At 65.3% G+C, this 17498-nt stretch carries 18 protein-coding genes; 10 read left to right on the top strand and 8 right to left on the bottom strand.

Features of this window, described 5'->3' with window-relative positions:
• Positions 1 to 319 precede the first annotated feature (319 nt).
• Positions 320 to 1603 (bottom strand): porin, encoded by a 1284-nt coding sequence (locus tag RBB46_RS00815; RefSeq protein ID WP_306026931.1) that lies wholly within the window; start codon positions 1601 to 1603, stop codon positions 320 to 322.
• A gap of 444 nt (positions 1604 to 2047) precedes the next feature.
• On the opposite strand from RBB46_RS00815, the gene RBB46_RS00810 reads away from it, so the two are divergent.
• The 3 genes from RBB46_RS00810 to RBB46_RS00800 all read left to right on the top strand — a co-directional run bounded on the left by RBB46_RS00810 (position 2048) and on the right by RBB46_RS00800 (position 5794).
• Positions 2048 to 2851, top strand: a complete 804-nt coding sequence (locus tag RBB46_RS00810) for a glycosyltransferase family 2 protein (RefSeq protein WP_306026930.1) — start codon at positions 2048 to 2050, stop codon at positions 2849 to 2851.
• Positions 2769 to 4142: a TIGR03862 family flavoprotein gene (locus tag RBB46_RS00805; protein WP_336623127.1), complete on the top strand. Its 1374-nt coding sequence runs from the start codon at positions 2769 to 2771 to the stop codon at positions 4140 to 4142. Before RBB46_RS00810 ends, RBB46_RS00805 begins: the two co-directional genes overlap by 83 nt.
• Before the next feature lie 347 nt (positions 4143 to 4489).
• Positions 4490 to 5794 (top strand): sensor domain-containing diguanylate cyclase, encoded by a 1305-nt coding sequence (locus RBB46_RS00800; protein WP_306026929.1) that lies wholly within the window; start codon positions 4490 to 4492, stop codon positions 5792 to 5794.
• A 133-nt stretch (positions 5795 to 5927) separates the two neighbouring features.
• Here the strand turns inward: RBB46_RS00800 and RBB46_RS00795 are convergent, their stop codons facing one another.
• On the bottom strand, positions 5928 to 6266 hold the full coding sequence (locus RBB46_RS00795; protein WP_306026928.1) for a BA14K family protein: 339 nt from the start codon (positions 6264 to 6266) through the stop codon (positions 5928 to 5930).
• A 269-nt stretch (positions 6267 to 6535) separates the two neighbouring features.
• Here RBB46_RS00795 and RBB46_RS00790 point away from each other — a divergent pair, with 269 nt between their 5' ends.
• The 7 genes from RBB46_RS00790 (at position 6536) to RBB46_RS00760 (ending at position 12719) form a co-directional block, all read left to right on the top strand.
• Complete coding sequence (locus RBB46_RS00790) at positions 6536 to 7732, top strand: substrate-binding domain-containing protein (protein ID WP_306026927.1); 1197 nt, start codon at positions 6536 to 6538, stop codon at positions 7730 to 7732.
• A gap of 90 nt (positions 7733 to 7822) precedes the next feature.
• Entirely contained in the window at positions 7823 to 8614 is a 792-nt protein-coding gene (locus RBB46_RS00785) for an ABC transporter ATP-binding protein (protein ID WP_306026926.1), read from the top strand.
• Entirely contained in the window at positions 8607 to 9332 is a 726-nt protein-coding gene (locus tag RBB46_RS00780; RefSeq protein ID WP_306026925.1) for an ABC transporter ATP-binding protein, read from the top strand. The genes RBB46_RS00785 and RBB46_RS00780 overlap by 8 nt, the downstream gene beginning before the upstream one ends.
• On the top strand, positions 9329 to 10357 hold the full coding sequence (locus tag RBB46_RS00775) for a branched-chain amino acid ABC transporter permease (protein ID WP_306026924.1): 1029 nt from the start codon (positions 9329 to 9331) through the stop codon (positions 10355 to 10357). Before RBB46_RS00780 ends, RBB46_RS00775 begins: the two co-directional genes overlap by 4 nt.
• Before the next feature lie 7 nt (positions 10358 to 10364).
• Entirely contained in the window at positions 10365 to 11423 is a 1059-nt protein-coding gene (locus RBB46_RS00770) for a branched-chain amino acid ABC transporter permease (RefSeq protein ID WP_306026923.1), read from the top strand.
• On the top strand, positions 11420 to 12229 hold the full coding sequence (locus tag RBB46_RS00765; RefSeq protein ID WP_306026922.1) for an alpha/beta fold hydrolase: 810 nt from the start codon (positions 11420 to 11422) through the stop codon (positions 12227 to 12229). Before RBB46_RS00770 ends, RBB46_RS00765 begins: the two co-directional genes overlap by 4 nt.
• Before the next feature lie 277 nt (positions 12230 to 12506).
• Complete coding sequence (locus RBB46_RS00760) at positions 12507 to 12719, top strand: cold-shock protein (protein ID WP_306026921.1); 213 nt, start codon at positions 12507 to 12509, stop codon at positions 12717 to 12719.
• 86 nt (positions 12720 to 12805) lie between these two features.
• Here the strand turns inward: RBB46_RS00760 and RBB46_RS00755 are convergent, their stop codons facing one another.
• From RBB46_RS00755 to RBB46_RS00730, 6 genes are all read right to left on the bottom strand, one after another.
• Positions 12806 to 13171: a phosphate acetyltransferase gene (locus RBB46_RS00755; protein ID WP_306026920.1), complete on the bottom strand. Its 366-nt coding sequence runs from the start codon at positions 13169 to 13171 to the stop codon at positions 12806 to 12808.
• Positions 13168 to 13590, bottom strand: a complete 423-nt coding sequence (locus RBB46_RS00750) for a MaoC/PaaZ C-terminal domain-containing protein (RefSeq protein ID WP_306026919.1) — start codon at positions 13588 to 13590, stop codon at positions 13168 to 13170. Before RBB46_RS00750 ends, RBB46_RS00755 begins: the two co-directional genes overlap by 4 nt.
• Entirely contained in the window at positions 13587 to 15134 is a 1548-nt protein-coding gene (locus RBB46_RS00745; RefSeq protein ID WP_306026918.1) for a class I adenylate-forming enzyme family protein, read from the bottom strand. The genes RBB46_RS00750 and RBB46_RS00745 overlap by 4 nt, the downstream gene beginning before the upstream one ends.
• Positions 15131 to 15925, bottom strand: a complete 795-nt coding sequence (locus RBB46_RS00740) for an enoyl-CoA hydratase/isomerase family protein (RefSeq protein WP_306026917.1) — start codon at positions 15923 to 15925, stop codon at positions 15131 to 15133. Before RBB46_RS00740 ends, RBB46_RS00745 begins: the two co-directional genes overlap by 4 nt.
• Positions 15922 to 16710: a TetR/AcrR family transcriptional regulator gene (locus RBB46_RS00735; protein ID WP_306026916.1), complete on the bottom strand. Its 789-nt coding sequence runs from the start codon at positions 16708 to 16710 to the stop codon at positions 15922 to 15924. The genes RBB46_RS00740 and RBB46_RS00735 overlap by 4 nt, the downstream gene beginning before the upstream one ends.
• Before the next feature lie 96 nt (positions 16711 to 16806).
• On the bottom strand, positions 16807 to 17439 hold the full coding sequence (locus tag RBB46_RS00730; RefSeq protein ID WP_306026915.1) for a LysE family translocator: 633 nt from the start codon (positions 17437 to 17439) through the stop codon (positions 16807 to 16809).
• Between the last annotated feature and the right edge of the window lie 59 nt (positions 17440 to 17498).

Here is a 17498-nt window from a genome sequence, read left to right as displayed (position 1 = left end):
TTGCCCTGCGAGATGGAGCGCAGCGGGCATTGGCCCGGCGCCTCGGCAGGCAAGCGTCTTGCTGTTCCAGTCGGGAGAGAAGATTCCACCTTGGAGGCGGGGATGCAAGCGGCTTATTTACGAGAACGTCAATATATTCTATTTACTGTAATTAAAACATATGCTTAGAACAAAAAAGAAGCGACCGAATAGACGCCATTACACCGCATGAACCAGGCCGATGGGACGCCTCTCGTCGAGGCAACGCCGTTGCAATGCGCCCAAAAGAAAAGGCCCGGCGGTTTCCCGCCGGGCCCTCAATCCGATCTAGGAGATCAGATTAGAACGTGCGCTGCACGCGGAAGATACCGACGAGATCGTCAGAGTCCGCGCCAACGACGTTGGTGTTGCGGTTGCGGTACTCGAGCTCGGCACCGACATAGAGGCCGGAGACCGGACGCCAGATCAGGTTACCCTGAACGTTCAGGTCGCGGATGTCCGCACCGCCAGCAGCCTGGTCGAGGCTGTTGTAGGACACGGTCAGAGCCGACGAGATGGCCGGGGTCCAGAAGTGGGTGAAGCCACCACCGATGCCCCATGCGCTCGACAGCTTGAGAGCGCCGGCAGCGTTGTAGGAAGCGTCAGAGAAGACGCCGTCCCAAGCCGAGCTCACGTAGCCGATAGCGCCCTGCGAGTACGAAGCCTGGATCGACACGTTGTCGCCCGGAGCAATCATCGGCAGGTTGAACGTGGCGCCAGCGCCGATCGCCCAGCCGAGCTTGCCCTTGCCGTTGGTGCTGATAACAGCGCCCGGGAAGTTGGTGGCGGCAGTGCCGGTACCCATCGTGGCAGCGTTCAGCGAACGGCCGTAGACGTGGTGCAGAGCACCCATCAACTGAGCCGAACCCCAACCCTGGTCGACGCGCAGGTTGGCGACGAAGTCCGGGATCTTGTGACCGCCGTAACCGTCGATCGAAGCAGCCGGGGTACCAGAGAGCGCAACGGTACGGGTACCGATCTGAGCGCCGTTGTAGAAGATCTGGCCACGCTTGTTGGCAACTTCCACCGAGGCCGAAGCCGAGAAGCCGTTGCCGAACTGAGCGGTGTACGCGAACAGGTTGGTCTCGCCGAAGTCAGCGAAGCCCTGGTCGAGCACGGAACCCCAGTTGTTGCCCGTGTAGAACTGGAAGTACGAAGCGGTACGACCAGCGACGAAGCCGCCGAGCTGGATGAAGGCTTCATCCAGGTAGAAGTCCGAGCCACCAGCGTTGTCGGTGGTCGACCAAGCAGCGACGTAGGTGCGCAGCAGGCCGTACTCGGTGTTGGTGCGGCTGTCGAAGTTCAGGTAGCCACGAGCACGGATACCGGTCGAGGTATCGGTGCGGGCGTCCCAAGCGCTGCCGCCGTCCTGGAGCATGTCGAACGCACGGAATTCAACGCGAACGCCGCCGCCGATCTTCAGGCAGGTCTCGGTGCCCGGGATGTAGAAGAAGCCGGTGCCGAAAGCGTCGCAAACGCGGACGTAATCGACCGGCTCCGGAGCCACCGGAAGATCGGCGGCCTGAGCGCCCGTGGCCGCCAGGGCGGCAGCGGAAGCGCCGAGCAGGATGCTCTTAATGTTCATTTTCCTGACCTCGTCGTTGTTCCCTAGTGACCTTGTGGCCAACGGGAGATGAGAGTTGAGCAAGCTTCCCCGCGAGCTCGACCCTGTTCTAAGCCGGGCCGGCCGCGCCTCGCAACCGGCAAATGCCTGTTTGCGGCACTCCACGGACACAGTGTGTCTTTGCGGTGACACCCCGTTAAGCCTCTGTTAGCAAATGAGCCCCGTTTCCCGGCATTTCCGCCGTTTCGCGGCTTTTTGCGCAAACCGGGAGGTGGAGCACGCCGCGCCGCTTGCCGTCCGTCCGGCGCTTGCACCGCGATCCGCCTACATGCTTGATGACGGGAGAATCGCCACTTAAAGAAGGCGCGCGCGGTTTGCAGTTGCATCGCTCCCGCCTTTCCGGACTGACCGGGCGGGCGCGATTCGGCACGATCCCGTCGCAGAACCAGGAAGGCCGTTGCCTCAATGAGCGAAGCCCAGGCGATTTCCGTCTTTATAATAGCGCGGGACGAAGCGGACCGGATCGGACGCGCCATCGACAGCGTCAAACCCTTCGCCGACGAGATCATCGTCGTCGACAGCGGTTCGCGGGACGGCACGAGGGAGGTCGCCGAGCGGCACGGCGCGCGCGTGATCGAGAATGCCTGGTCCGGCTACGGACCGCAGAAGCGCTTCGCGGAAGACCAGTGCCGCAATGACTGGCTGTTCAATCTCGACGCCGACGAGGCCGCGACGCCCGCACTGGCGCTGGAGATCGAAACACTGGCGCGTTCCTCCGCCCTTGTTTCCAACCCGTTCTGGCAGGTGTCGATCCTGGATGTCTTCGCGCACGAGGACGGGCCGGCGCCCTGGGCCTACGGTTATATCCAGATCCGCCTCTACGATCGACGGGCCGGACGCTTTTCCGATTCGCCCGTGCACGACACCGTACGGCCGCCCGAGGATGCGCGACCCGCACGGCTCCGGCAGGCTATGGAGCATCGGTCGATCCGCTCGGTCGCCTTCCATGTCGAGAAGATGAACCGCTATTCCACGATGCAGGCGCTCGACATGGCAAAGCGCGGCCGCAAGGTGGCCCGCTGGCGCCTTCTCACCGAATTCCCGCTTGCCTTCCTCAAGGCCTATGTCCTGCGCCGCTACATGCTTTACGGATGGTGGGGGATCGTGATTTCCGGGAACTTCGCCTATACCCGTTTCCTGCGGATCGCCAAAGCCTACGAAGGCGACCTCGCTGCCCGCCGCGAGGCCGGGCCGCAACCCCGGGTCTGAAGTTCACCCCACTTCCCGGCAGGCTCTGAACGAACTTCCATTTCACCACACCGGGAATCAAGTCATGGGGAACCAAGTCATGGGCATCGCCAAACCCGCCGTTGTCGTTGTCGGCGCCGGCCCGGCCGGCCTCATCGCCGCCGACCATTTGTCGCGGCGCGGCGCGGCGGTGACCGTTCACGAGAGCATGCCCTCTCCCGCCCGCAAGCTTCTGATGGCCGGGCGCGGCGGCCTCAATCTCACCCACAGCGAACCTGTCGAAACCTTCCTCGGACGCTACCGCGAGGCTGAAGACCGGCTGACGCCAGTCATCAGGGCGTTCGATCCGCAGGCGCTGCGGACTTGGTGCGGGGAGCTTGGCATCGAGACCTTTGTCGGCTCGAGCGGGCGCGTGTTCCCGCGGCAGATGAAGGCCTCGCCGCTGGTGCGCGCCCTGCTCGCCCGCCTGGCGGCAAACGGCGTCCGTCTTCAGACCCGCTCAACCTGGACAGGCCTTGGCGAGGATGGTGCATTGCATTTCGAGGGACCGGACGGCTCCTCGCAGGCCCGTGCCGATGCCGCACTTCTGGCGCTTGGCGGAGCAAGCTGGCCACGACTTGGCAGCAATGCGCAGTGGGTGCCGCTGCTTGCCTCGCGCGGCGTCGCGGTATCGGACTTGCAGCCGGCCAACGCGGGCATCTCCGTTTCCTGGTCGCAGCACCTGCGCGAGCGTTTCGCCGGCACTCCGCTGAAGCGGATCGCCATCACCGTGGGCGACCGGCGGATCGCGGGCGAAGCCGTGGTCACGGCTTCCGGCCTCGAAGGCGGCGCCGTCTATGCCCTGACGCCGGAGCTTCGCGCCCGAATTGCGAATAGCGGGCGGGCCGATATCTCCATCGACCTGCGCCCCGATCTCGACCTCGAGAACCTGCGCCAACGCCTGTCGCGGCCGCGCGGAAAGCAATCGCTGTCGAACCACCTGCGCAAGAGCACCGGGCTTCCTCCCGTTGCCGTCGCGCTCCTTTCCGAACCCGGCGCCCGCCCGGCCGACCCGGAGCAACTCGCCGCCAGGATCAAGGCCCTGCCGCTGGTGGCCACCGGCTTTCCCGCCCCGGAACGCGCCATATCCTCGGCCGGCGGTATTATGTGGGATGCAATCGACGACACGTTCATGCTGACAGCCCTGCCCGGCATTCACGTCGCCGGCGAGATGCTGGATTGGGAAGCTCCGACCGGCGGCTATCTTCTTCAAGCCTGTTTCGCGACGGGACTGGCGGCCGCTCACGGGGCCGCCGCCCGGCTCGGACTTTAAAACTCGATTCAAATCGCACCTTTGCCCGCTAGCTGCTGTTTACGACAGCAGGTCTGCGATGGGTACATCCTCTCTTCGAACCTTGAAGCCCTGCGTCCTCTACGGCAGGTTCCGGCATCCTTCGCTTTTTTCGCGATGCACGGCACCCAGGACCGATCAACGGGACCGGCCGGGTCGGGCAGATCAGGTCGGGTCGAGATGCATGGACGGTTGACGTGAACGCACCGAAACCCGCGGGCAAGGTCAGGGCAACCATGGCCCCGGCAAGCAGATTTGAGGCAGGACCAGCCACAGAGTTGCACGCTCCGGCGACCGACGAAGACACCAGGCTCCATGCCGACGTCGCAATGACCCGGATATTGCGGATCGCACGTCGCTTGTGCGAGGTCGATGCCGTCTTCGTCTATCTGCCCGGTGGGCACGGTACGCGCGATCTGCATCGGGAGGGATGCAACGATCCGCTTGCCGCGCTGGCCCACGCGATCGCACGGGCCTGCGTGGCGACCGGGTCGTTCCTCTGGTCGCCCGGCACCGGCTCGTCCCATCGAGGCCTGCCCGACGAGGCCCGGCTTGCCGGCACCAGGATGACACTCCTCGCCGGGTTCCAGATGCGGGACAATGAAGGCCGCATGGTCGGATCGATCTGTCTCGCCGATGGCCGAAGGCACTGTCTCTCCCGACAGGACCTTGACGCGGTCGAGGACGTCGCCCAACTCGTCCTTCGCGAGTTGCAACAGGTGGCGGCCGAGCGCATCGCCACCTCGTTCTGGGAAACGCTCACGGAATCCATCGAGATCCTGCCTGACGGCTTTGCCCTGTTCGACGCCGATGACAGGCTGCTGATCTGCAATGAGCAATACCGGCGGGTCTATCCGGAACTGGCCCACGCCATCCGGCCCGGGCAGCACTTCGAGGAAATCCTGCGCGAGGGCCTGAGATGCGGGCAGTTTCCGCAGGCTCGCGGGCGCGAGAAGGATTGGCTTGTCGAGCGTCTCGCCGCCCACCGCACCTCCGCCGAGGCGATCGAGCAGTTGCTGCCCGACGGGCGCTGGATCCGGGTTCTGGAGAAGAAGCTCCCCAACGGGGGCACGGTCGGTTTCCGCGTCGACATCACCGCCCTGAAGCAGCGACAGGCGGAGCTCTATGACCTGGCTCATCGCGACGAGCTGACCGGCGCCATGTCGCGGCGGGCCATCCTTTCGGCGGCAAGGCACCTTGCCGAGCAGCCCGACATCGTGGCGGCCGGCCTTGGCGTCATTCTCCTTGATCTCGACCACTTCAAGCAGGTGAACGACTGCCACGGCCACCTTGCGGGAGACACTGTCCTGCGGGAGTTTGCCGGGCGCGCGCGCAGACTGTTGCGCGAGGACGATCATTTCGGCCGCCTGGGGGGCGAGGAGTTCCTCGTCGTCATGCCGCATGCCGACGCAGCCGCGGTCATGGCAATGGCGGAACGACTGCGCCTCGCCCTGACAGAGGCACCCGTCCTGTTCGGCGGCACTGCCATCACCGCGACCGTCTCCGGCGGGGTCACGGCGGTCGTGCGGGCAGAAGACATCGACGATACGTTCAACCGCGCCGACCAGCATCTTTACGCAGCCAAGCAAGCCGGCCGAAACCGCATCGCCGGGGACCGGCGCCAGTTGCCCTGATCTGAAGTTCTTGTCGCAGCTTGCCGCAACCAGTCTGACGAATTTCAAGCCCGCCGCGCCGGCGGGGCGAAGCATGCACGGGAAAAAGGCCGGCAAAAGCCAGCCTCTTCCAGGTTCCTGTCGACAGTTCCGCTCAGCGGCAGAACTTCACACGACCCGAATGGGTGCGGAAATAGCCGGTCGCCGGGTCGAACGAACGATACCTCGACGAGCAGTAGCGGTACCATTCGGGAGTCCACGGGGCCGGACGGCCATAGTAGGCCGGAGCCGGGACGTATTGCGGAGCGGGCTCGTAGTAGCGCGGCTGCGTCAAGGCGGAGCCGACAATGGCACCTGCGACGAACCCGCCGGCTGCTGCCCAGCCGTTCTGGTGATGCCAGCGACGCGCCTCGGCATCGGTGGTGGCGGAGGCCATAACCGCACCGGCGGTCAGGGCAACTGCAAGACTTGTGACTGCGATCTTCTTCATCATGACTTCATTCCCTCTGTTTGATGCCGCTCTTTTTCCTGTATGACGCCGCTTTTTCCTGCGTCCATGTTCTGAAGATAGCCGGCATTTCTGCAAATGAATGTGATCGCCATCACGAAGCGACGTAATGCGCAATTTCGCCATCCGGCGGGGTTTCGCTCCACCGATTGACATGAAACATGAATCATGCGTCATATATACGAGGTGCAACGAGGCAGACATGCTCGCGGAGGAACGGGCACGGCTTGCATGCGCCAACAGGGAGTAACGCCATGCACAGACAATTCGCCTTGGTGGCCGCGCTGGCCGCCGGCTTTGCCGCCGCACCGCTGGGTGCCGCCGCATTCGCGCAGGACATCAAAATCGCCCATGTCTACGGCAAGACGGGCGCGCTTGAGGCCTATGCCAAGCAGTCGCATACCGGCTTCATGATGGGGCTGGAATACGCGACCGACGGCACGATGGAGATCGACGGCCGCAAGATTGTCGTGATCGAGAAGGACACCCAGCTGAAGCCTGACATCGCCCGCGCGGCCCTGGCCGAGGCCTATGGCGACGACGAGGTGGACCTCGCAGTTGGGCCGGTCTCCTCGGGCGTGGCGCTTGCCATGCTTCCCGTTGCCGAGGAGTACGGCAAGCTGCTGATCGTCGAGCCGGCCGTGGCCGATAGCATCACAGGCGAGAACTGGAACCGCTACATCTTCCGCACCGGGCGCAACTCCTCTCAGGACGCCATCGCAAATGCGGTGGCGCTCGGCAAGGAGGGCGTCACCATCGCGACCCTCGCCCAGGACTACGCTTTCGGCCGCGACGGCGTCGCCGCATTCCGCGAGGCGCTTGCCGGTACCGGTGCGAAGCTTGCCTTCGAGGAATACGCCCCGACCGACACCCAGGACTTCACGGCCAGCGCCCAGCGCATCTTCGACGCCCTCAAGGATGTCGAGGGCCGCAAGTTCCTGTTCGTCATCTGGGCCGGCGGCAACAATCCGATCGGCAAGATCAAGGCGATGGAGCCGGAGCGCTTCGGCATCGAGATCGCCACCGGCGGCAACATCCTGGCCGCGATGAAGGCCTACAAGGCGCTGCCGGGCATGGAGGGCGCCACCTACTACTATCACGATATCCCGAAGAACCCGGCCAATGACTGGCTCGTCTCCGAGCACGAGAAGCGCCACGGCTCACCGCCGGACTTCTTCACCGCCGGCGGAATGTCCGCTGCCATCGCTGTCGTGGAAGGCATCCGCAAGGCCGGCTCGACCGACACCGAGGAGCTGATCACGGCGATGGAGGGCATGTCCTTCGAGACACCGAAGGGCACCATGACCTTCCGTGCGGAGGACCATCAGGCGCTGCAGTCGATGTACCACTTCAAGATCCGCGTCGATCCGGACGTCGAATGGGGCATTCCCGAACTGGTCCGCGAGTTGAAGATCGAGGACATGGCGATCCCGGTCCGCAACACACGCTGATCCGCTTGGTCCGCCCCCGCCCGCATGCAAGCGGGGGCGGACGGCCACGATTGCCTGCGATATTCCACCCAACTGCCGGAGATCCGCGCCGTGACTCGCGAACCGCCCGTTCTCGAGACAGAGAACCTGACGATCCGCTTCGGCGGCCATGTCGCCGTCGACAACGTTTCCTGCGCTTTCGAGCGCGGCACGCTGACGGCCATCGTCGGGCCGAACGGCGCCGGCAAGACCACCTATTTCAACCTGGTTTCCGGCCAGTTGCGTGCAAGCGCGGGACGCGTCCGCCTCAACGGCGAGGACATCACCCGCAAGGGCGTCGCTGAACGGTGCGACCGTGGCATCGGCCGTGCCTTCCAGCTCACCAACCTGTTTGCGAACCTCAGCGTGCGGGAAAACGTTCGCCTCGTCGTGCAATCCCGTGCCAATCGCGGGTTCGACATCTTCTCGCGCGCTAGCGCCCATGTGGAACTGATCGAGCGGGCCGAGCACGTGCTTGCCGAGGTGCGGCTCATCGACAAGCGCGACATGCCGGTCTCGGCCCTGCCCCATGGCGACCAGCGCAAGCTGGAAGTGGCGCTGATGATCGCCCTCAGCCCTCAGGTGCTGATGTTTGACGAACCCACGGCCGGCATGAGCGTCGACGAGGTTCCCGTCATTCTCGACCTGATCCGCGACCTCAAGAAGGATCGCGACCGCACCATCCTTCTGGTGGAGCACAAGATGGACGTCATTCGCACGCTCGCCGACAGGATCATCGTGCTGCACAACGGCGCGCTGGTCGCCGACGGCGAACCGGGCGAGGTGATGTGCTCGCCGATCGTCCAGGAAGCCTATCTCGGCAAGGCGCCCGAAGCGGCAAGCACGGAGGTGGTCCATGGCTGACATGCTCCTGCGCCTTGCCGGCGTGCACACGCATATCGGTCCCTACCACATCCTGCAGGACGTCACGCTCGACGTGCCGCGCGGCGGCGTTGCCGTGCTGCTTGGTCGCAACGGAGCCGGCAAGTCCACCACGCTGCGCACGATCATGGGGCTGTGGCGGGCGAGCGCCGGTGAGATCCTGTTCGACGGCAAGGCGATCCATTCCCTCGCGACACCCGAGATCGCTCGCTCCGGCATCGCCTATGTGCCAGAGAACATGGGTGTCTTCTCGGACCTGACCGTGGCGGAAAACATGCGGCTTGCCGCCGTCGACGGCCCGTTCGACGCACGCCGGCTCGCCTGGATCAAGGAGCTCTTTCCGCCGATCGCAACGTTCTGGGACAAGACGGCCGGCACGCTGTCGGGCGGACAGAAGCAGATGCTCTCCGTTGCCCGTGCAATCATCGAGCCACGCCGACTGATCCTGATCGACGAGCCCAGCAAGGGGCTTGCCCCGGCGATCATCGCATCCATGACCTCCGCCTTGCGCGAGCTCAAGGAGACCGACACCACCATCCTGCTGGTCGAACAGAACTTCGCCATGGCCTCGGCGCTTGGCGACACCGTCTCGGTGATGGATGACGGGCGCATCGTCCATGCGGGCGACATGCGCGCGCTCGCCGCCGACGCCGGCCTGCAGGAACAGTTGATGGGCCTCAGCCTGGAGGAACACCAATGAGCGAAACCGCGATCCGCCCCAAACTCGTCGGGCCGACGCCGCTGGAGCGGGTCAGGCGGGCGGCACCCTTGCTGCTTGCCCCCGTCATGGCGCTCGCCGGCCTTGCCGCCATCGGCGATCCCTCCGTGTGGCTCACGCTGACCGTTGCCGGCCTTGCCATGGGGCTGATGATCTTCATCATGGCATCCGGGCTGACCGTTGTCTTCGGCCTGATGGACGTTATCAATTTCGGCCATGGCGCCTTCGTTTCCGTCGGCGCCTTCGTCGGCTTCACCGTGCTCGCCTGGCTCGCCGGCTGGACCCAGAGCCCGGCCGTCATCCTCAACCTTGCCGCCGTCTTCCTGGCGATCCTTGCATCCATGGCGATCACCGGCGCTCTCGGACTTGCCTTCGAGCGGGTGATTGTCAAACCGGTCTACGGCCATCATCTGAAGCAGATCCTCGTCACCATGGGCGGGCTGATCGTCGCCCAGCAGCTCATCCACGTGGTCTGGGGGCCTGACGCGATCCATGTCGCCCGGCCGCAGTCGCTGCAGGGCTCCTTCATCTTCGGCGAGGCCGCGATCGAGAAGTACCGCGTCTTCGCCGTCGGCATCGGCCTCGTGCTCTTCCTCGCCATGCGCCACGTGCTGCGCGCCACGCGGCTCGGCCTGCTGGTGCGCGCCGGCGTCGAGAACGGCGAAATGGTGGAAGCGCTTGGCTACCGCATCCGCCGGTTGTTCCTGCTGGTCTTCATGGCAGGGTCCGCGCTTGCCGGCCTCGGCGGCGTCATGTGGGGCCTCTACCAGGAGACGATCACCGCACACATGGGCTCGGAAATCATGGTGCTCGTCTTCGTCGTCGTCATCATCGGCGGCCTCGGCTCAATCGAGGGCTGTTTCATCGGCGCGCTGCTCGTCGGGCTGCTCGCCAACTACATGGCGTTTCTCGCCCCCAAGATCGCGCTTGTCTCGACCATCGCTCTGATGGTCGGCGTGCTGATGTGGCGACCGCAGGGCCTCTATCCCGTGGTCAAGGCGAAATAGGTCCAACATGATCAACACGCTGTTCTCCGGGGACCGTCCGCAAAGCCGCATCCTGGCCGCGATCCTGATCCTGATCGGCCTGGCGCTTGCTTTCGCGCCGTTCCTTTTTCCCGGCACGAAGCCACTCGACACGGCCGCGCGCATCTGCATCTTCATCGTACTGGTGGCGAGCTACGACCTGCTGCTCGGATATACGGGAATCGTGTCCTTCGCCCACACGATGTTCTTCGGCATCGGGGCCTATGGTGTTGCCATCGCGCTTTCAGTCATGGGTCCGGGCTTCAGCGCGATCGGCGTCGGCGTCGTCGCCGGCACGCTCGTCTCAGCCGTTCTGGCTCTCGCCATCGGGCTCTTCTCGCTTAGGGTCAAGGCGATCTTCTTCGCCATGGTGACACTCGCGGTGGCCAGCGCCTTCGCCGTGCTCGTGTCGCAGATGTCCGGTTTTACCGGGGGCGAGGACGGTCTCACCTACCGCATACCGCGCGAACTGACGCCGGCTTTCCGCCTCGCCGATTTCCGTCTGTTCGACGTGCGCCTCGACGGACGGCTACTGGCCTATTACCTCGTCTTCTTCTGCGCGCTGGCGCTCTTCCTTGCCATGCTGCGGATCGTCAATTCGCCCTTCGGCACGACACTCAAGGCGGTGCGCGACAATGCCTTCCGCGCCGAGGCGATCGGCTACCGGGTGATCTGGTACCGAACGACGGCAACCGTCCTGTCGGCCGCCATGGCCAGTCTTGCCGGAGCACTGCTGGCGATCTGGATCCGCTACACGGGCCCGGCGACGACGCTTTCGATGGAGATCATGATCGACATCCTCTTGATGGTTGTCATCGGCGGAATGGGCACGATGTACGGCGCCGTGATCGGCGCAACGCTCTTCATCCTCGCCCAGACCTACCTTCAGAACCTGATGGGCGCGGCCGAGCAGGCAACCGAGGCGTTGCCGCTGGTGTCCGTGCTGCTCGCTCCCGAGCGCTGGCTGCTGTGGCTCGGCGTGCTCTTCATCCTGTCCGTCTATTTCTTCCCCGACGGCGTGGTCGGCCGGCTGCGGAGACGGGGATGACCAGTCTTTTCGTCCGCCGCGCCGGCACGCTGCGGCGCGGGCGGTGCCCCCTTGTCCTGCTGCATGGCTGGTCCTGCCACGGCGGCTTCTTCGAACCACAAATGCAGGCGCTGGGCGAACAGACACTGGTGCTGGCCCCCGACCTTCCCGGTCACGGCCGCAGCGCCGAGCGCCTCGCGCCGACCATCGAGGCGGGCGCCGACGCGCTTCACGACCTGCTTGCGGAAGACGGGATCGAGAATGCCGCCGTTGTCGGCTGGTCGATGGGCGCGCTTGTCGCCTGGTCGATGATCGAACGGCACGGCGCGGGCCGCCTGTCGGCGCTCGTGGTGGAGGACATGTCGCCCAAGGTGGTCAACGCGCCCGACTGGCAATTCGGGTCGCGCAGCGGCCTGGACGGCGACCGCAATGCGGTCTTTCTCAAGGCGATCGAGACGCAATGGCCGCTGCTCGCCGCACCGACCGCGCGGCGCACCTTCGCATCCGGGGCACCCCGGAACCTACTTTCCTTCGCGGAGAGGGAAATGCGCGCCGCCGACCCCAGGTCGCTTGCCGCCATGTGGCGGTCCCTGACCGCGCAGGACTTTCGCGACCTGATCCCGCGCCTCGAACTGCCCGTGGTGCTCGCGCGCGGGGCGCAAAGCCAGCTCTATGACGCCGGTGCCGCCCAGTGGCAATGTTCTCAGCTGGCGCGCGCGCACCTCCACACATTCTCCGCATCCGGCCATGCCCCGCATCTGGAGGAACCCGGTCCGTTCAACGCCATGCTGGGGGAAGTGATCGATCCGCGCCGCTCCCCCAACTGATGGCAGACAGCCGCGTTCCGCATCCCTCGCCTGCACCACGGCGCTTGCTGGCTTCCGTGTTTTCGCATACACTTCGCGCGTCGGGCCTAGGTCCGGCAAAAGCGGGCTTGAAAATTCGAACCCCGGTTAAGAAAGTTTCGGTATGCGGCTCTCTCCCGGTCTCCGTGACCGGTTCTGTCGAACAGAACTGCCTTTCCCGTTTCTGAATGCCACGCTCGCGCAAGCAAGCGCGCTTACTTGCGCTTTAACGTTTTGACTCGGGACAGGAGTTTCCCCCATGCGCCAGACCGGCACCCTCAAGTTCTTCAACCATGATCGTGGCTTCGGTTTCGTGACCCCGGCCGAAGGCGGCAAGGATGTGTTCGTCCACATCACCGCTTTCGAGCGCTCGGGCATCGCCGTCCCGGCGGAAGGCACGACCCTGACTTTCGTGACGGAAGAAGACCGTCGCGGCCGTGGCCTGCAGGCCGCCCAGCTCGAGCTCGCGTAACACGCGCTCCTCGGCCTGAAAGCTGTTTGACGAACGCCGCCGGCTTGCCGGCGGCGTTTTTCGTTGGGGGACGCATGTCCGGCGCTTCAGGCGCCAACATCTTCTACATAGACAAGCGCCCTGCCTTCGCACACGCGCCGACCGTCCGCGCACTCGCAAACCGTCTCCAGGTCGACAAGATGTTTCTCCGGCCGAAGCCGCGTCACCCTCACGCGCGCCGTCAGTTCCTCGTCGAAACCGGCCGGTGCAAGAAAGCGCATCTCCTGCTTGAGATAGTTGGTGCCGAAACCGGGCAATTCGACGCCCAGGAGATAGGAAAAAAGCCCGCCGATCAGCGGCTCCGGCACTGCGTCCGGAACACCGGCAAGACCCGCTAGCGCCGCGAAGGCACCCGCATCACTTGCGGGAAAGACGCGGCGAACTTCCGCCGTCTGACCGAGTTCCAGCGTCATCCGATCTCCTCCATCCGGCACTCACCCGACAGCACCACCTTTCCATCCGCGGTCCGCCGGATCTCGATGACCATCGTCTCGTCCTTCCCTTTCGTCTCGGCAGCCGAGAACCGGAAGGCGAGTTCCTCCCCCGCGTAGGCAGGATTGGGAAACATCAGCGACTGCATGGCGTGGCGGCGGCCCGGGTGACGGGCGCGCAGCAGCGCCCAGAGCCGGGAATAGAGCAGCATGCCGTGCGACACCGTCCGGCCGAAGCGGGTGCGAGCGGAAAAGGCCGGATCGACATGGATCGGATTGTCGTCGCCGGACAGTTCGGCAAAGGCATCGAAATCCGACTGGCTTGGAGTCCAGGTCGCGACAATCTCTCCGACAGGCAGAGCGAGAGTGGCGGACGGGGCGGTGTGCGAGTCTTCCGTCATCGGGCGCCCTCTTCATGCATGGATTTCAGGACGTGCTTCTGCACCTTGCCCGCGGCTGTGCGCGGCAGGTCCGCAACGACCGTCACGCTGCGCGGCACCTTGTAGCCGGCAAGTCTCTGGCGGCACCAGGCAAGGAGCCTCGCCGTGTCGATCTCCGCACCAGGTCTCGGGATCAGATAGGCGGCGCCCACCTCTCCCCACGTTTCGTCCGGCACGCCGACCACGACCGCATCCAGAATGTCCGCATGAGTGACCAGCACCCGCTCGACCTCGGCCGGATAGACATTCTCGCCGCCGGAAATGTACATGTCCTTGATGCGATCGACGATGTAGTAGTAGCCGTCCCCGTCGCGGCGGGCGACATCGCCCGAACGCAGCCACCCCCCGTCCACGAAGGCGGCCAGCGTTGCCTCCGGGTTGCCGTAGTATCCGGGCGTGACGCCGGAACCGCGGATCTGCAACTCGCCCTCGCCCGCCCCTTCCACGACGCTGCCGTCGGCTGTGACGAGACGTACCTCGGCAAGGATCTGCGCCTTGCCGACCGAACCGATCTTCTCCGCCGCGCGGTCCGCATCGGCGAGGAACACGGTCGGACCGGTTTCCGTCATGCCCATGCCGTTGCACACGGTGACACCGCGCTTGAGATAGGTTTCAAGCAAGGGCGCAGGCATCGGCGCGCCGCCGCAACCGAGCGAACGCAGTGCCGAGAAATCCGCATGCGCGAAATCCGGCTCCAGCGCCAGCGCCTGATAGATCGCCGGCACGCCGAAAAAGGCGGTCACGGCGCCCCCGGCGATCAGCTTCAGCACTGCCGGTGCGTCGAACTTGCGCAGCACGATGGTCTGGCCACCGGCGAGAAACAGCGGCAGCGCGAAGAGATTGATCCCGGCAGTGTGGAACAACGGCAGATAGTTGACGCCCGTGTCGCTGGCCAAAAGCCCGGTTGCCTGAGAATAGTTCACGGCATTCGCCCAGGCCATCGCCGCCGTCTGGATCACCAGTTTCGGCGTGCCGGTGGTACCGGACGTGGCGAGCAGATACCAGGGCGCCTCGGCATCGATCCGACCCTCGCCGAAAGCCTCCTCGCTCATCCCCTCCAGCAGCGCCTCGAGCGAGGCTCCATCCGCATCCGCGCCGGCACTCTCGCCGGCATCGGCGAATCCAACCCGCTCGCATCCCGTTCGCCGCGCCAGCTCCGCCGCCGTCTCCGCCGTCGCCGCATCATGCAGGAGAAGGCGCGCGCCCGCCTCGACCAGAACGGGCTCCAGTTCGGCCGCCGGTTGCCGCCAGTTGAGAGGCAGCAGAACGAGACCTGCCTTCTGGGCGGCAAAGAGCAGCACGAAGAAATCCGGATGATTGTGGCACAGCACCGCGATCCGGTCGCCGGCTGCACATCCGCGCGCGCATAACCAGCGCGCCATACGGTTGGCCCGGCGATCGACCTCGGAAAAGCTGAGAGCCGCCCCCGTCTCGTGGTCGCGAAAGGCGATCTTATCCGGCGTCAACTCGGCACGCTTCGCCGCCATGTCCGTCACGTGGATCATCTCGCGGGCTCCGCCGGACGGACCGCGGCGAGGAACCGCTGCATGCGCTCCAGCGTTTCAGGGCGCGCGATCAACGACAGGAACCCCTCGCGCTCGCGCTCCAGCGCGGTCGCGAGCCGGGCCCGGCGCGCCGGGCTCCAGACATTCGCGCGCGAAACCGCAAGGCTTGCCGCGTCCTTTTCCAGGATCATCGCGACCTGCCCGCCCGTGACGGCGCCCAGTCGGTCTGCCTCGCACACATGATCGGCAATGCCGAGCTTCAGGCAGTCGTGTGCCGAAAGGCGCTCGTTGAGATACAGTGCCTTCAGCGCCCGCGCGCTGCCGATGCGCTCGGGCAGAAGCGCCGTCCAGCCACCGTCGGGGGCGAAGCCGATCTCGCTGTAATAGGGTTGCAGGAAGGCCGTATCGCTCATCGCAACCATGTCGGCAGCGAGGATCAGCCCGGCGGACCCTCCCGTGACCGGACCGTTGACGGCGGCAAGGACAGGTGCGGGAAAGGCCAGCAGATCAAGGACCGCCGCGTTGAGTTCCCCGACGATCTCTGCCGCATAGGCCCGCAAGGCGACCGTGTCGGACGCATGAGCGGCGAAGACGCCAACATCCCCGCCGGCGGAAAAGGCCCGCCCGGCGCCGGTCACCACAAGCACGCGGGCGCCGGCGGTACGGGCCTCCGCGATCCGGGCGCGCAAGGCCGCCAGCAGTTCCGGCACCAGCGCGTTGCCCCGCCCCGGCCGGTCGAGCGTCAACCATGCAGCCTCACCGGCACGATCGAGATGCACGGTGGCGGTCATCGGCCGGCCTCGTCCTGGTCGTCCCGCGCCTTCAATCCGTTCTCGATCAGGTCGTGGGCGACCTCGACCATCGTGTCGAGCGGCGTCTTGCCACCGAAGACAACCTGAAACTCGCCGAGCGAGCGGGCGATGCCCATCAGCGCCCAGGCGCGGACTTCGGCATCGCCCGGCCGGATGGCGCCGTTGCCGGCAGCGCGTTCCAGTCCCTCGCGATAGCCGTCCGCAAAGGTACGGAAATAGGCGAGATAGGCATCCCGGTCGACGAATTGCGCCTCCTGGACGATCCGATAGAGCTCCGGATGGGCCGAAACGAAGCCGAGAAAGGCACGCAGGCCCTCGCGCTCGGCTTCCAAACGATCAGCATAACCGGACGTCGCCTCGCTGATGGCGTGACGCAGCATGCGGCCCATCTCGGCGACAAGCTCCGAGAACACCTCGTCCTTGCTGGCGAAATAGATGTAGAAGGTGCCCTGCGCGACGCCCGCCTCGCGGGTGATCGAGCCGATCGACGCCTCGTTGAAGCCCTGCCGGCCGATGGCCCGTTCGGCCGCTTCCAGGATGGCGCGCCGCGTCGCCGCCCCGCGTGCCGTCTTCGGCATGCCGGCGGCAAGCTCCCCTTTCGCCTCGGGCCGCTGCAAGGCGCTTGCCCCGCCCCGCCCGGTCGCGCCATTCTTGGATGGTTCTGTCTTGGGGGCGGTTGTCTTCACACCGGCCTTTGACCCGCGTGTCGCGCGGCCGCGATCCGGTGACCGCTCCGCGCCCTTGCCCGCCTTCGTCTTGCTCACGACATGCTCACCCGGCTCAATATGAATTATGAATCAGTATTCATATTTTTTGCCGGACGTTCAAGCCGAAATCGGGTGCGCGAGACTGGCTGACCGTCAGGCGGATGATCGACGGTAGGCGGCGAGAGATGCGGCCAGCGCCAGCAGCGCGCCGCCGCAGATGCGGTCGAGCCAGAGCGCCCCGGCATTCCTGAGAACATGCGCAAGCCGTGAACCGCAGACCGCATAGGCGAACATCACGAGGAGATCGATGGTTGTGAAGATGCAGGTCAGGGCGAGATATTGCGGCACCTGCGGGGCCGACGGATCGATGAATTGCGGCAGGAAGGCCGAAAAGAACAGATAGCCCTTGGGATTGGTCACCGCGACGAGAAAGCTCTTGAGAAAGATGGCCCGTGGCGAGCCGGCCTCCCGCCCAGCTTCGGCAAGAGCGCCGTCGACCGACCCGCGCGAACGCAGCAGCATCACGCCGAGGAAGGCGAGGTAGGCAACACCCAGCCATTTCACAACCTGGAACCAGAATTCGGACGCGGCAAGCAATGCACCGAGCCCGAGGGCAACGGCGCCGACAAGCACAAGGTCCGACAGGAGCGCCCCGGCCATGCCGTAGAGCGCCCGCCGGAGACCGAAGCGCGAACCGTTGGCCAACGCCAGCAGGACGGTCGGGCCGGGCGTGACTATGCCGATGAAGGCAACCATGGCGAATGCGGCAAGCGTCAACTCGTTCATCAGGTTCCTCCCTCCGGGCATCGACCGTTCGCGCCTAGCACCGCTCATACAGCCATGGC

The organism is Stappia sp. MMSF_3263, from assembly GCF_030733745.1.
Lineage (GTDB): Bacteria > Pseudomonadota > Alphaproteobacteria > Rhizobiales > Stappiaceae > Stappia.
This window is presented reverse-complemented; position numbering and strand designations above follow the sequence as displayed.

Coding starts and splice junctions, on each gene's coding strand:
- RBB46_RS00790 (WP_306026927.1), top strand. CDS start 6,536: ATGCACAGACAATTCGCCTTGGTGGCCGCGCTGGCCGCCGGCTTTGCC.
- RBB46_RS00750 (WP_306026919.1), bottom strand. CDS start 13,590: ATGACGGAAGACTCGCACACCGCCCCGTCCGCCACTCTCGCTCTGCCT.
- RBB46_RS00755 (WP_306026920.1), bottom strand. CDS start 13,171: ATGACGCTGGAACTCGGTCAGACGGCGGAAGTTCGCCGCGTCTTTCCC.
- RBB46_RS00810 (WP_306026930.1), top strand. CDS start 2,048: ATGAGCGAAGCCCAGGCGATTTCCGTCTTTATAATAGCGCGGGACGAA.
- RBB46_RS00815 (WP_306026931.1), bottom strand. CDS start 1,603: ATGAACATTAAGAGCATCCTGCTCGGCGCTTCCGCTGCCGCCCTGGCG.
- RBB46_RS00800 (WP_306026929.1), top strand. CDS start 4,490: ATGACCCGGATATTGCGGATCGCACGTCGCTTGTGCGAGGTCGATGCC.
- RBB46_RS00740 (WP_306026917.1), bottom strand. CDS start 15,925: ATGACCGCCACCGTGCATCTCGATCGTGCCGGTGAGGCTGCATGGTTG.
- RBB46_RS00795 (WP_306026928.1), bottom strand. CDS start 6,266: ATGATGAAGAAGATCGCAGTCACAAGTCTTGCAGTTGCCCTGACCGCC.
- RBB46_RS00760 (WP_306026921.1), top strand. CDS start 12,507: ATGCGCCAGACCGGCACCCTCAAGTTCTTCAACCATGATCGTGGCTTC.
- RBB46_RS00780 (WP_306026925.1), top strand. CDS start 8,607: ATGGCTGACATGCTCCTGCGCCTTGCCGGCGTGCACACGCATATCGGT.
- RBB46_RS00775 (WP_306026924.1), top strand. CDS start 9,329: ATGAGCGAAACCGCGATCCGCCCCAAACTCGTCGGGCCGACGCCGCTG.
- RBB46_RS00765 (WP_306026922.1), top strand. CDS start 11,420: ATGACCAGTCTTTTCGTCCGCCGCGCCGGCACGCTGCGGCGCGGGCGG.
- RBB46_RS00730 (WP_306026915.1), bottom strand. CDS start 17,439: ATGAACGAGTTGACGCTTGCCGCATTCGCCATGGTTGCCTTCATCGGC.
- RBB46_RS00770 (WP_306026923.1), top strand. CDS start 10,365: ATGATCAACACGCTGTTCTCCGGGGACCGTCCGCAAAGCCGCATCCTG.
- RBB46_RS00745 (WP_306026918.1), bottom strand. CDS start 15,134: ATGATCCACGTGACGGACATGGCGGCGAAGCGTGCCGAGTTGACGCCG.